Here is a 17,083-nt window from a genome sequence, read left to right as displayed (position 1 = left end):
GCTCCCCTCGCGTTCGGCTAGAGGCCTACGTCATCGCGGTTCAGCAACTCCCGGGCCGCCATCCAGTTCTCGCCCGACAGCCGCCGCACCGCGTCCCGCAGCAGCCAGCCCACTTCCAGCGTGCGGTCGTTCACCCACATCAGCGTCAGTCCGTCCCACAGCGCCACGATCTGGCGGGCGACCTGCGCCGGATCCAGTCCCGGGTGAGCGAGCCCCTCCTGCTGCCGCCGGGCGACGAGCCTGGTGAAGATGGCGACGCCGCGCTCGGTGCGGCGCGTGAAGTACTCCGCCGCGGGATGGCTGGGCGTGGCGGCCTGGCCCATGAGCACGACATACAGACGCACGCGCCGTTCGTTCTCCCGCAACGCCGAGTCGGCCGCCCGCCGGAGTGCTTCGAGGTCCAGGCGGACCTCGTCGCTCTCCCCATCCGCCGACAGCACGGCGATGTCGTCGGCCCGTTCCAGCGCGGCCACCAACAGGTGGTCCTTCGTGGGGAAGTGGTACAGGACGGTCGGTTCGGGGGTGTGTGACCGCTGCGCGACGAGCGCCGTGGTCACCGATGCGTGGCCGGCCTCATCGACCAGTTCGAGGACGGCGAGCGCGATCTGCTCACGACGCTTGTGGGACCGCGCGTAGAGCCCCCTTTTCGAGGCGGTCGCTTCGTTGCTCACTCCGGCGAGTCTAGGATCTCAATGCTGAGCGAACCATAGTGTTGCAGTGGAAAGCTCCGGAAGGATCCTCGATCCGAGCGCGCTCGGCCAAAGCCAATATTGATGTCTACTCAGGTTTGTGCGCCCGTGGCTCCCTCGGTGATCGGCCGACCGCCCACATACACGGCCCGTACGGCGTCGGCGGTCAGCGCGTCGAGTGCTTCGCGCAGGGGCACGCGGAGCAGGCACAGGTCGGCCGGCGCACCGACCGTCACCTTCCTGGGGGTCGAGGGCCGTTCCGGTCTGCCGAGGAAGAGGCGCAGCGCCGCCTGCGGTGTGAGGCCCTCCCCGTTGCCGCGTGCGACGGCGGCCCGCATCACGGCCCACGGGTCGTGGGTGCCGTACGGTGCGTCGGTTCCGGCGGCGACGGGAACGCCGGCCTCGGCCAGGCTCCGGCAGCGGTAGAGGTGTGGCCGGTCGTCGGGGTGGACGTCGGTGGCGTACGACTGCCCCCGCTCGACGGGGAAATGGGGCTGGGTCACCACCGTCACGCCGAGCCGCCGGAGCCAGGGGACGGTCTCCGCCGGGATGACGGACCCGTGTTCGATCCGGTCGCCGTCAACCGGGCCCGCGTCGTCCAGAGCGAGGAGCGTCACGAGCAGTTGCACACGGGTGACGCAGTGCACGGCGACCGGGCGGGGCCGTATCCCGGTCATCGTGGCGGCCAGGTCGGCGGGGGTGGGCAGCGTCAGGTCGTCGAGCATCAGCTTCACCGGGCGGTCGACGCCCATGACGAGGAGCCGCTGGGGCAGGACGGCCAGCGTCTGCGCGAGCCCGTCGGCGGGGTGCGGGTCGGCGTTGGTGAAGCCGGTCAGGCCGAGGCGTGCGGCCCGTCGCCCGACCCGGGCCAGGTCGAGCCGCAGGGGCGGTACGACATGACGCAGCCGCGCGTCCTCGCGCCAGAACCGCCCGTCGGCATGGTCGCCGTCCAGCCCCGCCGCCCGCAGCGCCGCACTGTTCAGGAACCACATCGCCCCGCTGCGGTGCTGCACCCGGACCGGCCGGTCGGGCACGAGCGCGTCCAGCGCCCGCCGGTCCAGCTCCCCGGCGACACTCTCGTGGTAGCCGACGGCCCGCACCCACTCCCCCGGCGCACCGGCGCCGCGCAGCGCCGCCGCGAACCCGTCACGCCCGGCGACGTCGGAGGGGCCGACCCGCACCGAAGCGGCCTCGGCGGCCAGCGCGGTGAGGTGGACGTGATGATCGTGCAGGCCAGGCAGCAGCGCCCCGCCGCGCCCGTCGACGTCGGCCGGGCCCGCCAGCCGAGCTCCGATCGCGGCGATGCGGCCGTCCACGACCCGCACGTCCACCCGGCCGCGCCCCTCGACCTCCACGTCCCTGATCAGCACGGCCGCACCGGCGTGTCGGCGAGCGCTGCCGTGCATGCCGCCATGGACACGCACAGCAGCTCCCCGCCTCCGCGGTCGAGGGAGCGGGCCACGGCGTGGGCGGCGTACAGGCCGGTGACGGGGTCGCCGAGCGCGTCGCCGAGGAACACCGGGTCGCCGTGGGCGTCACGGCCGGTCAGGCCGCCTGCGACGGCCGCGTCGTCGCCGAAGGCGATCCGGTCGTCCGCGCGGCCGTACCCGGTGATGCCGACCCAGACCCGGCCGGGGCGAGCGGCCAGGAACTCCTCGGCGCGCACACCGAGCCGCCGCAGCGCCCTCGGCCGGGACGCCTCGATGACGACGTCGGCGTCCGCGACCACGTCGGCCGGCGCGCCCGAGGTGAAGTCCAGCACCAGGCTGTCGTGCCCGTCGTGGAGCCAGTGGTAAAAGCCGGGGTGCCCGAACCGGGCCCCGTCCGGCCGGGTCGTGCTCTCCACCTTCACCACCCGGGCCCCGGCCTGGCCCAGCAGCCGTGCGCACAGGGGGCCGGCCCACAGCGCGGACAGGTCGACGACCCGCAGGCCTTCGAGATCGCGCGGCTGTGGTTCCCCGTGGCGCTCGGCACGAACGGGCGCACGGCCGCCGCACGCCGAGCCGAGGGCCGCGGCAGCGATGCCCAGAAGTTGTGCGGACCGGGCGAGTTCGGCTGCGGAGGTCCGCCGCGCCGCCGCCGGCAGGTCCGCGTCCGGCGCGCCGAGGAGCGCCAGCAGGGCGGGGAGGGACGTGTGGTCGTCGGGGCGGGCCAGGTTGACCGCGGCCCATCCGTCGGCGGTCTCGAGGAGGTGGCAGGAGCCGCCCGCCGAGGTCCTGCCGGGCGGCGGGAGCCCGGCGAGGTGGGCACGCAGGAACAGGGCGGTGGGCAGATCGACGGGGACGCCCGTCAGGCCGGTGAGGTCCGCCACGACCGCGCGGAGCGGGTCGAGGTGGGGCTCGACGGTGACCATCCAGCGGTCGAGAGCGGCATTCTTTGACACGCGAACACCCTTCTCCCAAGAGGTGAGGCAAGATTACACTCCGGTGGCCATGGAGCCGCCCTTCCTGCTGGCCGACCTCGACCGCACAGCGCCGCCCGGGCCGGGAGGCCCCTGTGTACGGGTCGCGGTGGCGGCCCGGCCGAGGGATACGGCGGAGGAGTTCGACGTACTTCTCACGGCCGCCCCCGATCCGCCGCGCCCGTGGGTCTGCTGCGCGGATCCGTACGCCACCGCCCGGCAGCTGCGGGACACCGTCGCGAGCCGGCCCGACGCCTGCCTCGCTCTCGTCCAGGTGCTGCGCATGGGCGCCGCACTGCCGCCGCCCGACCGGCTGGTCGTCGAATCCCTCGCCTACTCGGCCCTCCAGGCGGGCGCGGCCTTCCGGGCCTGGCTCACCTCGGCCCGGCCCCGCACCCCGCGCCCGGCCGCCGAACCCGTCCGGCTGCACCGCGACGGCGACCGCCTGACCATCACCCTGGACCGCCCCTGGGTGCGCAACGCCTTCGACGCGGCCACGCGGGACGCCCTGTGCGAGGCTCTGGAGGTCGCCGCGGCGGACCCGACGATCGCCCGCGTGGACCTGTACGGAAACGGTCCCGCGTTCTGCAGCGGAGGCGACCTCGCCGAGTTCGGCACGTCACGGGATCCGGCCGAGGCCCACCGGGTGCGCGTGCAGCGGAGCCCGGCCGCGCTGCTCCAGCGGTGCGCGGCCAAGGTGACCGCCCATCTGCACGGCGCCTGCGTGGGGGCCGGCATCGAGCTGGCGGCGTTCGCCGGGCGGGTGACGGCCGCACCGGACACGGTGATCCGGCTGCCGGAGATCGGGATGGGACTGATTCCCGGGGCTGGCGGCACGGCGAGCCTGCCCGCCCGCATCGGCCGGGAACGGACGGCCTGTCTGGCCCTGTCCGGCGCCCCTTTGACCGCGTCCCGGGCGCGGCGCTGGGGACTGGTCGACGAGGTCGACGAACGGCCGCGCACCCGTCACGGCACCGAGATCACCGTAGGCGACTAGCAATCCCTTGATTTGAGAACTAGATTCTCTTCAGAGAGAACTCTCCTTCCCTTCCGTGCTGCCGTCACACCAAAGAGGAGGCCGGCCAGTGGCGCACCACGACGAGCCGTCCGACGACATCGACGCGATCGACTTCTTCCGGGACGACGGACTGGTGGCGGATCCGTACCCCTACTTCGATGCCCTGCGCGCCCGGTGCCCCGTGCACCGCGAACCCCACCACGACGTGGTGATGGTGACGGGGTACGACGAGGCGGTCGAGGTGTTCCAGGACTCCAGGACGTTCTCCTCGTGTGTCTCGGTCACCGGGCCCTTTCCCGGCTTCCCGGTCCCGCTGGAGGGCGACGACGTCAGCGACCTCATCGAGCGGCACCGCGACGAACTGCCGATGAGCGACCAGTTGCCCACGCTCGACCCGCCGGTGCACACCGCGCACCGCGGGCTGCTGATGCGGCTGATCACGCCCAAGCGGCTCAAGCAGAACGAGGCGGCCATCTGGGAGATCGCCGACCGGCTGCTGGACACCTTCCTGGCCCGCGAGGAGGGCGAGTTCATCAGCGAGTTCGCCGGTCCCTTCACGCTGCTCGTCATCGCCGACCTGCTCGGCGTGCCGGAGGAGGACCGGGAGGAGTTCCTCGACCGCCTCCAGCGCCGGCCGCAGGCCGGGGGCGGTATCGGCAGCACCGGCGACGACACACTGGCGCACTCGCCGCTGGAGTTCCTGTACGGGCGGTTCACGCACTACATCGAGGACCGGCGCCGCGAACCGCGCGAGGACGTCCTGACCGGTCTTGCCACCGCCACGTTCCCCGACGGCTCGCTGCCCGAGGCCGCCGACGCGGTCCGGGTGGCCGCCAACCTGTTCTCGGCCGGGCAGGAGACCACCGTCCGCCTGCTCAGCTCCGCACTCAAGGTGATCGCCGAACGCCCCGACATCCAGCGGCTGTTGCGCGACGAACGCGACCGCATCCCCAACTTCGTCGAGGAGACGCTGCGGATGGAGAGCCCGGTCAAGGGCGACTTCCGGCTCTCCCGGGTTCCGGCCACGGTGGGCGGCGTCGACGTCCCGGCCGGTACGACGCTCATGGTGGTCAACGGAGCGGCGAACCGCGACCCGCGCCGCTTCGAGGACCCGGGAGCCTTCGACCCCGCCCGCCCCAACGCCCGCCACCACGTCGCCTTCGGGCGCGGTATCCACACCTGCCCCGGAGCACCGCTGGCCCGGGCCGAGGCGCGGGTGGCCATCGAGCGCCTGCTGGACCGTACGACGGACATCAGGATCTCGGAGCGCGTGCACGGCCCTGCGGAGTCGCGCCGCTACCAGTACCTGCCGACGTACATCCTGCGCGGCCTGACCCACCTGGGCCTGGAGTTCACGCGCGCCGAGGAGGCCACGCGATGAAGGCCACGGTCGACGAGGACCGCTGCCGCGGGCACGCGGTCTGCTGCACCCTCTGCCCCGAGGTGTTCGATCTGAGCGACGACGGCTACGCCGTCGTCGAACAACCCGATGTGCCGGAGCGGTTCGAGCAGACGGTGCGGACCGCGGCGATGAGCTGCCCTGAGCGGGCGATCACAGTGAGCTGATGGGAGGCCAGGGAGCTAGGCCGGCCGCGGCGGCATCTCGAACCCGGCGAGCAGCACCGCGTTGGTGTCTGCCGCGGCCTGCCTCAGCGGCTTCGCCCGCGCGTACCCGGCCGACTCGTACCAGGCCCGCGCCGCCTCGACCGACGCGAACTCCAGGACGACGGTCCGGTCACCGTGCCACCGGCCCTCCAGCACCCGGGGCTCCTCGTCGACGGCCAGGACGGAGGCTCCGGCCTCGACCAACGACGGTGCGGCCGCCCGGCTGTAGGCGTCCATACCGGCCCGGTCACGGACGGCCTCGGTCAGGATGACGTACCCCTTGGACACGATTCCTCCCCTGTGGGATGTTCACGAACAATAGACGGTATATGAGTTATGCGTCATATGAGTTATAGCACGCCGTCGGCCAACTCGACTGCCTCGGCGGCGAGTTGGAGAGTGGGAAGCCGCGCATCGGCTCCGGCGGCCAGGCGGTGACGGCGTGCTGCCCTCGCCTGAGCTGTCGTGCGGCCTCCCGCCGGGTCCGGACTTCGCCGAACTGGCCGCGCTGGCCGAGGAACTCGGCTATGCCCGGGTGTGGATCTACGACTCCGCGCCCCTGTGGGAGGACCCCTTCGTCCACCTCGCCCTCGCCGCACGCCGTACGACCCGCATCGGTCTCGGCACGGCGGTCCTCGTCCCCGACCAGCGCTCGGTGATGGCCATGGCGTCCGCCATCGCCACCATCGCCCGCCTGGCACCGGGCCGCTTCCGGGCCTGCTTCGGCACCGGCTTCACCGCCCGCCTGGCACTGGGACAGTCACCGATGCGACTCGACGCCTTCATCGCCTACGTCGCCGCCCTCCGCCGGCTCCTGGCGGGCGAGACGGCCATGGTGGACGGCAAGCCGGCGCGCATGCTCCACGCCCCTGGCCTCACGGTGCCCCGGCCGCTCGACGTGCCCCTGTGGATCAGTGTCTTCGGCCCTCGGGGCACCGCCCTGGCCGCCGACGTGGCCGACGGGATCATCGGCCGCCCCCACCCCACCCTGCCGACGTCGACGATCCTGTCCGGCACGGTCCTCGACGAGGGCGAGGACCCCGGCTCCGACCGGGTGCGCGAGGCGGTCGGGCCATGGCGCGTCGTCGACTGGCACGACGCCTACGCGCGCGGCGGTGCCGAGGCGGTCGACGCCCGGCCCGGAGGGCGGGCCTGGCGCGAGGACCTGGAGGCACTTGCCGACGAAAGCCAACGCCATCTGCTGACCTTCGAAGGCCACGTCACCCATCTCACGGAGCGCGACCGCCCGCTCCTGGAACACATCGACACGACCACCATGGTCGGCGACGCCGCCCGCATCGGCCGCAAACTGACCCGCCTCGGCGAACTCGGCTTCCAGGAGGTCATCTACACGCCGACCGGCCCCGACATACCCCGCGAACTGCGCGCCTTCGCGACGGCCGGGTGACCCCGTCCCGTTGACAACGCGAACGGCGCACACCTACCGTCTCTTTACCAGTTGAGAATCGCCTTTCCATTTATTGGATACCGCACTTCCGACTGACGGTCCGCACCCGGTGCTGTGCGCCCCGGTCAGAAAGGTCGTGAAGAGATGGAGACGGTCGGTGTCATCGGGCTGGGTGTCATGGGCGCCCCCATGGCGGCGAACCTGATCAAGGCCGGATTCGACGTCGTCGGCTACAACCGGTCGGCCGGTCCGGTGGAACGCCTCGTGGCGGCCGGTGGCCGGGCGGCGACCGGCATCGCCGAGGTGGCCGCGCAGGCCGACGCGGTTGTCACCATGCTGCCGGACTCCCCTGATGTCGAGGAGGCCGTCCTCGGCACGGACGGCGTCCTCACACATGCGCGGGAAGGACTGCTGCTGGTCGACTGCAGCACGATCCGGCCGGAGACGTCCCGGGCCATCGCCGAGGCGGCGCGCGAGGCGGGGGTCCGCCCCTTGGACGCGCCGGTCAGCGGAGGCGAGCAGGGCGCGATCGACGGCACCCTGTCGATCATGGTCGGAGGCCGCGACGACGACTTCGCCGCGGCCCGGCCGTTACTCGACGCGGTGGGCAGGACAGTGGTCCACGTGGGCACCGACGGCGCAGGGCAGACCGTCAAGGCAGCGAACCAGATGATCGTCGCCGGCGTCATCGCTCTCGTCTCCGAGGCGCTGGTCCTTCTGGAGGCGAGCGGTGTACCGACAGGGTCGGCGCTCACCGTTCTCAAGGGCGGCCTGGCCGGCAACCAGGTCATGAACGTGAAGGGCGACGGCATGCTGGCCCGGACCTTCACGCCCGGCTTCCGCATCGACCTGCACCACAAGGATCTCGGCATCGCGCTGGACCTCGCACGGGCGACCGGTGTCGCCGTGCCACTGACCGGTGCCGTGTCCCAGCTGCTGACCGCGGCCCGCGCCCGGGGCCTCGGAGCCCTGGACCACAGCGCGCTCCTCCTTGTCATCGAGGAACTCGCAGGACGCGCACCGGCGAGCGGCGACCGACACCCAGCGGCTTCTTGATGTCCCGTACGCAGGGATGGCCGAGGGTGCAGGCGGTCAGCGCCCCAGCGCCGGAACCGCGGATACGAGGAAGTCGCGTACCGTCCCCTCGACGTCCACCGATTCCCGGTCGTACAGCCACTGCATCTGCAGGCCGTTGATGAGCGAGATCGTCATGGTCGCGAGTTGCGCCGGGGGAAAGGGGGCGCTGAGATCGCCGCGCTCGGCGAGCGTGGTGAACGCCCGCGTGTAGTGCTGGCGAATGTCCTGGTACCGCTTGACGTAGTAGTTGTGCGCCGGGTGGTCGGGGGACGTCGCTTCGCCGGAGAGCACGGTGTGCAGTTCGATCATCCCGGGACTGCGCCGGTTCTCACGGAGTATCGCCAGTTGGCCCCGGAGCGCGTCCAGCGGATCCGTTTCCGGCGTGCGGGCGTTCAGTTCGGTCAGCAGCTGCGAGCTGTGCTCGGCGCGCAGCTCAAGGAGTGCGATGAGCAGGTCTTCCTTGGTGGGGAAGTGATGGCGAAGGCCGGTGTGGCTGATCCCGGCGCGCTGAGCGATGTCCTTGGTGCTGGAGCCGTGGAAGCCGGCGTCTCCGAAGGCGTCGACACAGGCCTGGAGGATCTTGCGTCGCACCTCGGCGGTCTTGGCGTAGGGGCCGCGTCCCGTCGTCGCCATACAAACTCCCGTCGAAACTAGCATCACGTTGCTGTTTTGGTGGTACGGTCACGCTACCACCCGCAGTCGTGGTATTGGCCAATGTTTCCGGATGCAGGCCTACGAGCCCATCGCACCCGCACGCGCGACGGACGAACCGCGTGCCGGACCCGGGCCCGGCCGGCTGCGTACCGCCCCCGTCACCAGCGTTCCGGCACCCACCTCCCTCCCGAGCCGCCTCCGACAGGAGAGAACATGCTGAAGCCCAGGGCCACCCGTACACGTGAAGTCGTGTCCCTCGACGGACTGTGGCTGTTCGCCATCGACACGGCGCTCGGCGCCGAGCCGTGGCGGGGCTGGCTGGACACCCCTCTGGAAGCCCCCGTACCCGCCAGCTACAACGACCTGTTCACCGACCCGGCGATCCGCGACCACGTCGGCTGGGTCTGGTACCAGCGCACGGTCCGGGTGCCGCGTGGCTGGGCCGGGGAGCGGATCTTCGTCCGGGTCGACGCGGCCACGCACACCGGCCGGGTGTACGTCGATGACGTGCTGGTCACCGAGCACGTCGGTGGCTACACCCCCTTCGACGCCGACATCACCGAAGCGGTGAGCGCCGGGGAGGAGTTCCGGCTGACGATCGCGGTGAGCAACGAACTCACCCACACCACCATTCCGCCCGGCAGCGTCACCGTCGCCCAGGACGGGCGCCGGCAGCAGAAGTACCTGCACGACTTCTACAACTACGCCGGACTCGCCCGCTCGGTCTCGCTGCACTGCGCCCCCACGGTACGGGTCGGGGACGTCACGGTCGTCACGGATGTCGAGGGGACGACCGGGCTCGTCGACTACTCCGTCGTCACCACGGGGCCTGCCGATGTACGCGTGCGCCTGCTCGACGCCGACGGGACCGAGGTGGCCGCCGACTCCGGCGCTCAGGGAATGCTGCGGGTCCCGGGAGCCAAGCTCTGGCAGCCCGGCAAGGCGTACCTGTACGAGCTGGTCACCGAAGCACTCGACGGAGACACTGTGATCGACAGCTACCCGCTGGCCGTCGGCATCCGCACCGTCGAGATACGCGACACCCAACTGCTCATCAACGGCGAGCCGTTCTACTTCACCGGCTTCGGCAAGCACGAGGACACGGCCGTACGCGGCAAGGGGCACGACAACGCCTACCTCGTCCACGACTTCGAGCTGATGCGCTGGTGCGGAGCCAACTCCTTCCGCACCACGCACTATCCGTACGCCGAAGAGGTCCTCGACCTCGCCGACCGGCAGGGCTTCGTCGTCATCGACGAGTCGGCGGCCGTCGGGCTCAACCTCTTCATCGAGGGCGGCATCGCCAACCCGAACAAGCGCCCCACGTTCTCGCCGGACACCATGAACGACGCGACCCGCGCGGCGCACGCGCAGGAGCTGCGGGAGCTGATCGCCCGCGACAAGAACCACCCCAGCGTCGTCATGTGGTGCGTCTCCAACGAGCCCGCCTCCCACGAGGAGGGCGCGCGCGAGTACTTCGAGCCCCTGGTCGACCTGGTCCGCGAGCTCGATCCGACCCGCCCGGTGACGTACGCCAGCTTCATGTTCGCCAGCCCCTCCAACGACCGGATCGCCGACCTCTTCGACGTCCTCTGCCTCAACCGCTACCACGGCTGGTACCTGGCCAACGGCGACCTCGCCACCGCCGAGGCTGCCCTGGACGCCGAGCTCGCGGACTGGGTGAAGACCCACGGCAAGCCGATCGTGATGAGCGAGTACGGCGCCGACACCGTCAGCGGCCTGCACTCGGTCTGGGACATCCCGTGGACCGAGGAGTACCAGAAGGCCCTCCTGGAGATGCACCACCGCGTCTTCGACCGCTTCGACGCGGTGATCGGCGAACAGGTATGGAACTTCGCCGACTTCCGCACCTCCAACGGCATCCACCGGGTCGACGGCAACAAAAAGGGCGTGTTCACCCGGCAGCGCCAGCCGAAGGCCGCGGCCCACACCCTTCGGGCCCGTTGGCGGCGGAACGGGTCGCGTAAACCCACCGCGTGACCGAGCCTCCGTCCCGCACAGCACTCCTGAACAGCCCATCGGACCCTCCCCGGACAAGGAAGTTCGCGAGATGCCCCTACGACCGCACAGCACACGCCGCCACGCTCCCGCCCTCACCACCGCGACCGCGCTGATCACCCTGTCGTCCGTCGCCGCCTGCGGCGGCTCCACCGACGGGTCCGACAGCACGCCGAAGGCCGGCGAGGCACTCAAGCTCGCCATCCAGACCGCGCCGAACTCCCTCGACCCCGCCCAGCTCACCGTCGGCGAGAACGGGTTCATCTGGAGCGCCCTGTACGACACACTCCTGTACACCGACAACAACGGGGAGCTCAAGCCCAACGCGGCCACGAGCTGGAAGTACAGCGACGACCGCCGCACCCTCACCCTGAAGCTGCGCTCCGGCATGACGTTCAGCAGCGGCGCCGAGGTCGACGCCGCCGCGGTGAAGGCGACCGTGGAGCACACGATGAAGACGGCGGGGCCGGCCCGGGCGCTGTTCAAGCGCGTGGACAAGGTGGAGGCGCCGGACAAGCGCACGGTGGTCTTCCGGCTCGACGCGCCCGACGCGGTGCTGCTCCACGCCCTGGCCTCCGAGGGAGGCGTGATCGCGGACCCCAGGACGGTCGACGACAAGCGCACCGCTCGCAACCCCGTCAGCTCGGGACCGTACGAACTCGACACCAACAAGACCGAGGCCGGAACGGTGTTCGTGCTCAAGCGGCGGGACGACTACTGGAACGCGAAGGACTTCCCCTTCCGCACCGTGGACGTCCGGCTCATGAAGGACCCGGGCGCGTACACGAACGCGCTGCTCTCGGGGCAGGTCAACGCCGGCAGCGTACGGGTGGAGGAGGAGAAGCGCGTCCTCGCGGCCGGCTTCAAGAAGACGGATGTCAAGGCCACCGCGCTCGCGATGCTCGTGCTCGGCGACCGCGAGGGCGAGGTGGAGCCCGCGCTCGGCGATGTACGGGTCCGGCGGGCGATCGCCATGGCCTTCGACCGCGAGAAGATCAACAAGCAGCTAGTCAAAGGGGCGGCCACGCCGATGCAGCAGCAGTTCAGCCCGAACGGCCCCGCATACGACCCCGAGCTCGACGGCTCCTTCGACTACGACCCGAAGAAGGCCAAGGAGCTCCTCGCCGACGCCGGATACCCCCAGGGCTTCTCGGTGCGTATGCCGGAGATCATCTACGCCAAGCCGTTCGTGCCGACCATCACGCAGGCGCTCGCGGACATCGGCATCAAGGTCAGCTGGGACGCCATCCCGCCGCAGCGCACGTACTCGGCCTACTCCTCGAAGAAGTACCCCATGTACTTCACCGTCGAGTCCTCCATGGCCTTCCCGCGCGAGCTCAACTGGTACATCCCGACCAACACCTCGCACAACCCCTGGGGGACCCGTGACCCGCAACTCGACGACCTGATGCGGAAGTTCCACCGCGAGGCCGATCCGGACAAGAGCGCCGAGCTCGCGAAGCAGACGAACGCCTTCCTGACCCGTGAGGTCTGGGACGCGCCCCTGCTCAGCCTCGACCGGCTGTGGTTCACCAAGGACGGCATCACCATGCTCAACCACGGAGAGAGCAATGTCTCCACGCTCCGTTGGTTCGGCACCGCGGATCAAGGGGCTGACCGGTGATCCTCTACGCAGTGCGCAGGCTCGGGGCCGGCCTGGTGCTCGCACTGCTCGTCTCGGTGATCACCTTCTGGCTGCTCAGCTTCAGCTTCGACGACGTCGCCGCGAGCCTGCTGGGCTCCGGGGCGACGGCCGGTGCGGTCGAGGCCCGCATGAAGTCCCTGGGTATGGACCGGCCGGTCCTCGTGCAGTACGCCGACTGGCTCGGCCACGCCGTGCGCGGCGACCTCGGGACCTCGTACTTCACCAGTGAGCCGGTCCGCGGAGCGGTCATGGACCGGCTCGGTGTCACCCTGTCCGTCGTGCTCACGGCGCTCCTGGTCACGGCCGTGATCAGCGTGGCGCTCGGCGTCGCCTCCGCCACCCGGGGCGGCGGGGTCGACAAGGCGGCCCAGGGCGTCTCGCTCGTGGGCTACCTGGTGCCGTCGCTGCTGTTCGCCATCGCCCTGGTGTATGTGTTCGCGATCAAGCTGAACTGGCTGCCGGCCACGGGATACACCCCGTTCACCGAGAACCCCGCGAAATGGGCGGCGAGCATCGTCATCCCCGTGGCGGCGCTCATGATCTCGGGCATCGCCACCCTCACCGCCCAGGTGCGCGGCGCGATGATCGACGAGCTGCGCAAGGACTACGTACGCACCCTGCGCACCCGTGGGCTCTCCCCGCGCCGGATCGTCCTGCGGCATGTGCTGCGCAACGCCGCGGGCCCCGCGCTCACTGTGCTCTCCCTGGAGTTCCTCACCATGCTCGGGGGCTCCCTCGTCATCGAGAACGTCTTCGCGCTGCCCGGCTTCGGGAGCTTCTCCTTCAACGCCGCCCTGCAGGGAGACATCCCGGTGATCATGGGCGTGATGCTGCTCGGGGTGCTCATGGTCGTCGTCGTCAATCTGGCCGTGGACCTCCTTAACGGCTGGCTCAACCCGAAAGCGAGGGTGCGATGAGCGAGAAGACGCAGACGCGAACGCCGGCGGACCCGGCCGCGCACCGCGCCTCCACCCTGCGCCGGCTCTCCCGTAACCCGCAGGCGGTCGTGACCGTGACGATCCTGCTCGTCATCGTTGCGGCGGGCCTGCTCGCGAACGTGCTCGCGTCCCACGGTCCGAACGCCGCCTCGCTCGACGCGATCAACGCCCCGCCCGGCACGGACGGCTATCCGCTCGGCGCGGACAAGGACGGCCGCGACATCCTCTCCCTGCTCCTGCACTCCATCAACACCAGTGCGGTCACCGCGCTCATCGGCACCGGCATCGGGCTCGCGGTCGGCGTACCGGCGGGCCTGACCGGCGGCTACTTCGGCACCCGGGTACGGGCCACCACCGAGTGGCTGTTCAACCTCATCATGACGTTCCCCGGGCTGCTGCTCCTGATCGTCCTGATGCCGGTCACCAAGGGCGACTACCGGGCCACCATGGCCCTGTTCGGAATCCTGATGTCGCCGGTCATCTTCCGTATCGTGCGCAATCAGGTGCTCGGCGTGAAGAACGAACTCTTCGTGGACGCCGCCCGCGTCTCCGGGCTCCCCGACCACCGCATCCTGGCCCGGCACGTCCTGTTCGCCGTACGCGGACCGGTCATCATCGCCTCGGCGTTCTTCGCCGGTACGGCCATCAGCGTCCAGGCCGGACTCGCCTTCCTCGGCGTCGGCAACAGCGAGGTGCCCAGCTTCGGAGCGATGATCGCCTCCGGGTTCTCCAATCTGTACGTCGCGCCGTCGCAGTTCGCCTTCCCCAGCCTGCTGCTCGGTGTGATCACAGCCTCGCTGGTGCTGTTCGGCAACGCGCTGCGGGACACCCTTGAGGGCAGTACGCGGCGGCCGCAGCCGATCGTCTCGCCGACCCGGCCGCGGTCCGCCGCGTCGGGTGCGGCGGCCGACAGCGAGGGGCTGCTCGTGGTCGAGGACCTCGCCATCGCCTACGACTCCCCGTCCGGCGAACCCACCGAGGTGGTCCGCGGCACCGGCTTCACCCTCCAGGCCGGAGAGACTCTCGGCCTGGTCGGAGAGTCGGGTTCCGGCAAGACCCAGACCGCCTTCGCGGTGCTCGGCGTGCTGCCTCCCGAGGCGCGGGTGGCACGCGGCTCGGTCCGGCTCGACGGCCGCGAACTGCTCGGACTGCCCGATCGCGAGATGCGGAGTGTCCGCGGGCACTCCATCGCCTACGTCCCCCAGGAGCCGATGTCCAACCTGGACCCGTCCCTCACCGTCGGCGCCCAACTCGCCGCCTGTGTACGCGCGGTGCAGCCGATGCGTCGCGCCGAGACGCGTCAGCGCGTGCTCGCCCTGCTCGACCGGGTCGGCATCCCCGACCCGGAGCGCGTCGCCGGCTGCTACCCGCACCAGATATCCGGCGGCATGGCGCAACGCGTGCTCATCGCGGGAGCCGTGGCGGGCCGGCCGCAGGTCCTGATCGCCGACGAGCCGACCACCGCGCTCGACGTGACCGTCCAGGCCGAGATCCTCGACCTCCTCCACGACCTGCGCAAGCGCCTGAACATGGCGGTCGTGCTCGTCACCCACAACTTCGGGATGGTCGCCGACTTCTGCGACCGGGTCGCGGTCATGCGCGGCGGCGAGATCGTCGAGACGGGCACGACGACCGAGATCTTCGACGCACCCCGGCACGAGTACACCCGCATGCTGCTCGACGCGATCCTCGACGACACCGTACGCACCGATGCTCCTGCCGAAGCGTCCACCGATGTGCCGGTCGATGCGCCCACGGGAGGAAGGACCCCATGACGAACGCCCTGCTCGACATCAGCGGCCTGCAGGTCACGTTCCCCGGCCGCGGCCTGCGGCGCCGGCCCCACCAGGCGCTGCACGGCGTGTCCCTGAGCGTGTCCGCGGGCGAGACGCTGGGCCTCGTCGGCGAGTCCGGGTCCGGCAAGACCACCATCGGGCGCGCCGTCCTCGGTCTCGTACGGCCGAGCGGCGGGCGCATCACGTTCGACGGCGACGACATCACCCATGTCACCGGCGCCCGCCGCCGTGCGCTCGCGCGGGACATCCAGGTGGTCTTCCAGGACCCTTACAGCTCGCTCAACCCGTCCCTCACCATCGGCGACATCCTCGGTGAACCCCTCGTCGTCCAAGGCGCCACCCGGACCGACGCAGGCGCCCGCATCGCCGCCCTCCTCGACCAGGTCGGGCTGCCCGCGAACAGCGTGGCCCGGCTGCCCCGCGAGTTCAGCGGCGGCCAGCGCCAGCGGGTGGCCATCGCGCGGGCCCTCGCGCCGCGCCCGAGACTCATCGTGTGCGACGAACCCGTCTCCGCCCTCGACCTGTCGACGCAGCGCAGGGTCCTGGACCTGCTCGTCGACATCCAGCAAGGCACCGACGTCGCCTATCTGTTCATCTCGCACGACCTGAGCGTGATCCGGCACGTCAGCCACCGGGTCGCCGTGCTCCACGACGGAGACATCGTGGAGTCCAGCCCGGCTGCCACGGTCACGACGACCCCCGAACACCCGTACACCCGCCGCCTGCTGCTCGCCGCCCCGGTCGCCGATCCGGCGGCACAGCAGCGCCGGCGAGAAGAGCGCCGGCGGCTCGCCGAGCAGGAAGACATGATCGCCACATGACCCACGTACGTGACATCAAGAAGGTCCTCGCGACCGTTCCGTACAGCGAGGCCGAACTCGACAGGCTGCGGGAGGCGTTCGCGCCCGCGGAGATGGTCACGGTCTCCTACCGGGACAACGAGGGCATCGCCGCAGCGCTCCAGGAGGTCGATGTCGCGGTCACCCTGGGCGACCTGGACGACCGCCACCTCGCGGCGCCGCACCTGAAGTGGGTGCACTGCGACCACGCCGGGCTGACGCGTTCGGCGCTGCCCGAGGTGTTCGACAAAGGGCTCATCGTGACCGGTTCGGCGGGGCGCTCGGCCGCCGCGCTCGCCCAGCACGTCTTCTTCTTCGCGCTGTCGCTCACGTTCGACAGCTACGGACTGCACGATGCCCAGCGCCGCCACGTGTGGGGAGGACTGGAGAACTACCACGACCGGCTGAGCCTGTGGGGCCGGACGATGGGGATCATCGGACTCGGACATACGGGGACGGAGGTCGCACGGCTCGCGGAGGCGTTCGGGATGCGCGTGATCGCGTACCGCCGTCAGGACACACCGGCTCCGGGACCGGTGGAGCGGCTGTACTCCGCCGAGCGCGGTGACACGGTGGCGCCGTTGCTCCGGGAGAGCGACGTGGTGGTCGTCGCCGCGCATCTCAGCGACGAGACATACCACCTCATCGGCCCGCGCGAGCTGCGGATGATGAAGCCGTCCGCGTACCTGATCAACATCGCGCGCGGGGCGCTCGTCGACGAACCGGCGCTCGTGGCGGCACTGGAGGACGGTGTGATCGCGGGAGCGGCATCGGATGTCTTCGAGACCGAACCCCTGCCGCCGAACGCCCCGGTCTGGGACGCGCCCAACATGCTGATCACGCCCCACGTCACTCCGCGCCTGCCCGACCGCACCCAGCGCTCCATCGACATCATCACCGAGAACGCCCGCCGCTACCGCGCGGGCGAACCCCTGCTCAACAGGCTTGAACCGCACCATGTGTTCACCCGGCGGTGAGCCGCCCGCCCCAGCCC

General features: G+C 70.8%; 16 protein-coding genes. 11 read left to right on the top strand and 5 right to left on the bottom strand.

The annotated features are described in order from the left end of the window. Nucleotides 1-17 precede the first annotated feature (17 nt). The 3 genes from ACP4J3_RS35720 to ACP4J3_RS35710 all read right to left on the bottom strand — a co-directional run bounded on the left by ACP4J3_RS35720 (nt 18) and on the right by ACP4J3_RS35710 (nt 3,072). The gene (locus ACP4J3_RS35720; protein WP_426540468.1) at nt 18-671 is read right to left on the bottom strand and encodes a TetR/AcrR family transcriptional regulator; all 654 of its coding nucleotides are present in this window, start codon (nt 669-671) and stop codon (nt 18-20) included. A 110-nt stretch (nt 672-781) separates the two neighbouring features. Then, nucleotides 782-2,095, bottom strand: coding sequence for an amidohydrolase family protein (locus ACP4J3_RS35715; protein WP_426540467.1), 1,314 nt, complete (start codon nt 2,093-2,095; stop codon nt 782-784). Beyond that, nucleotides 2,053-3,072 (bottom strand): CoA transferase, encoded by a 1,020-nt coding sequence (locus ACP4J3_RS35710; protein WP_426540466.1) that lies wholly within the window; start codon nt 3,070-3,072, stop codon nt 2,053-2,055. Before ACP4J3_RS35710 ends, ACP4J3_RS35715 begins: the two co-directional genes overlap by 43 nt. A 49-nt stretch (nt 3,073-3,121) precedes the next feature. Here ACP4J3_RS35710 and ACP4J3_RS35705 point away from each other — a divergent pair, with 49 nt between their 5' ends. From ACP4J3_RS35705 to ACP4J3_RS35695, 3 genes are all read left to right on the top strand, one after another. After that, on the top strand, nt 3,122-4,087 hold the full coding sequence (locus ACP4J3_RS35705) for an enoyl-CoA hydratase/isomerase family protein (protein ID WP_426540465.1): 966 nt from the start codon (nt 3,122-3,124) through the stop codon (nt 4,085-4,087). 88 nt (nt 4,088-4,175) lie between these two features. Beyond that, nucleotides 4,176-5,489: a cytochrome P450 gene (locus ACP4J3_RS35700; protein ID WP_426540464.1), complete on the top strand. Its 1,314-nt coding sequence runs from the start codon at nt 4,176-4,178 to the stop codon at nt 5,487-5,489. Next, nucleotides 5,486-5,674, top strand: a complete 189-nt coding sequence (locus ACP4J3_RS35695; RefSeq protein ID WP_426540463.1) for a ferredoxin — start codon at nt 5,486-5,488, stop codon at nt 5,672-5,674. Before ACP4J3_RS35700 ends, ACP4J3_RS35695 begins: the two co-directional genes overlap by 4 nt. 15 nt (nt 5,675-5,689) lie before the next feature. On the opposite strand, the gene ACP4J3_RS35690 is transcribed toward ACP4J3_RS35695, so the two are convergent. Further along, the gene (locus ACP4J3_RS35690) at nt 5,690-6,001 is read right to left on the bottom strand and encodes a DUF1330 domain-containing protein (RefSeq protein ID WP_426540462.1); all 312 of its coding nucleotides are present in this window, start codon (nt 5,999-6,001) and stop codon (nt 5,690-5,692) included. 154 nt (nt 6,002-6,155) lie between these two features. Here ACP4J3_RS35690 and ACP4J3_RS35685 point away from each other — a divergent pair, with 154 nt between their 5' ends. Beyond that, nucleotides 6,156-7,121: an LLM class flavin-dependent oxidoreductase gene (locus ACP4J3_RS35685; RefSeq protein ID WP_426540461.1), complete on the top strand. Its 966-nt coding sequence runs from the start codon at nt 6,156-6,158 to the stop codon at nt 7,119-7,121. Between the two features lie 144 nt (nt 7,122-7,265). Then, nucleotides 7,266-8,177 (top strand): 2-hydroxy-3-oxopropionate reductase, encoded by a 912-nt coding sequence (locus tag ACP4J3_RS35680; protein ID WP_426540460.1) that lies wholly within the window; start codon nt 7,266-7,268, stop codon nt 8,175-8,177. 36 nt (nt 8,178-8,213) lie between these two features. Here the strand turns inward: ACP4J3_RS35680 and ACP4J3_RS35675 are convergent, their stop codons facing one another. Further along, on the bottom strand, nt 8,214-8,831 hold the full coding sequence (locus ACP4J3_RS35675; protein WP_426540459.1) for a TetR/AcrR family transcriptional regulator: 618 nt from the start codon (nt 8,829-8,831) through the stop codon (nt 8,214-8,216). A gap of 234 nt (nt 8,832-9,065) precedes the next feature. Here ACP4J3_RS35675 and uidA point away from each other — a divergent pair, with 234 nt between their 5' ends. From uidA to ACP4J3_RS35645, 6 genes are all read left to right on the top strand, one after another. Beyond that, nucleotides 9,066-10,853, top strand: a complete 1,788-nt coding sequence (gene uidA, locus ACP4J3_RS35670) for a beta-glucuronidase (RefSeq protein WP_426540458.1) — start codon at nt 9,066-9,068, stop codon at nt 10,851-10,853. A 70-nt stretch (nt 10,854-10,923) separates the two neighbouring features. Continuing rightward, nucleotides 10,924-12,495: an ABC transporter substrate-binding protein gene (locus ACP4J3_RS35665; protein ID WP_426540457.1), complete on the top strand. Its 1,572-nt coding sequence runs from the start codon at nt 10,924-10,926 to the stop codon at nt 12,493-12,495. Further along, nucleotides 12,492-13,433, top strand: coding sequence for an ABC transporter permease (locus ACP4J3_RS35660; RefSeq protein WP_426540456.1), 942 nt, complete (start codon nt 12,492-12,494; stop codon nt 13,431-13,433). The genes ACP4J3_RS35665 and ACP4J3_RS35660 overlap by 4 nt, the downstream gene beginning before the upstream one ends. Then, entirely contained in the window at nt 13,430-15,229 is a 1,800-nt protein-coding gene (locus ACP4J3_RS35655; RefSeq protein WP_426540455.1) for an ATP-binding cassette domain-containing protein, read from the top strand. Before ACP4J3_RS35660 ends, ACP4J3_RS35655 begins: the two co-directional genes overlap by 4 nt. After that, nucleotides 15,226-16,071 carry an ATP-binding cassette domain-containing protein gene (locus tag ACP4J3_RS35650; protein ID WP_426540454.1) on the top strand — a complete coding sequence of 282 codons (846 nt, stop codon included), beginning with the start codon at nt 15,226-15,228 and terminating at the stop codon, nt 16,069-16,071. The genes ACP4J3_RS35655 and ACP4J3_RS35650 overlap by 4 nt, the downstream gene beginning before the upstream one ends. Continuing rightward, nucleotides 16,068-17,066 (top strand): D-2-hydroxyacid dehydrogenase, encoded by a 999-nt coding sequence (locus ACP4J3_RS35645; RefSeq protein ID WP_426540453.1) that lies wholly within the window; start codon nt 16,068-16,070, stop codon nt 17,064-17,066. Before ACP4J3_RS35650 ends, ACP4J3_RS35645 begins: the two co-directional genes overlap by 4 nt. Nucleotides 17,067-17,083: the final 17 nt, after the last annotated feature.

Origin of the sequence: Streptomyces sp. UG1, from assembly GCF_049974585.1 — a bacterium.
GTDB lineage: Bacteria > Actinomycetota > Actinomycetes > Streptomycetales > Streptomycetaceae > Streptomyces.
Note: the sequence above shows the minus strand (reverse complement) of the source record. Positions and strands in the feature narration are given on the sequence as shown.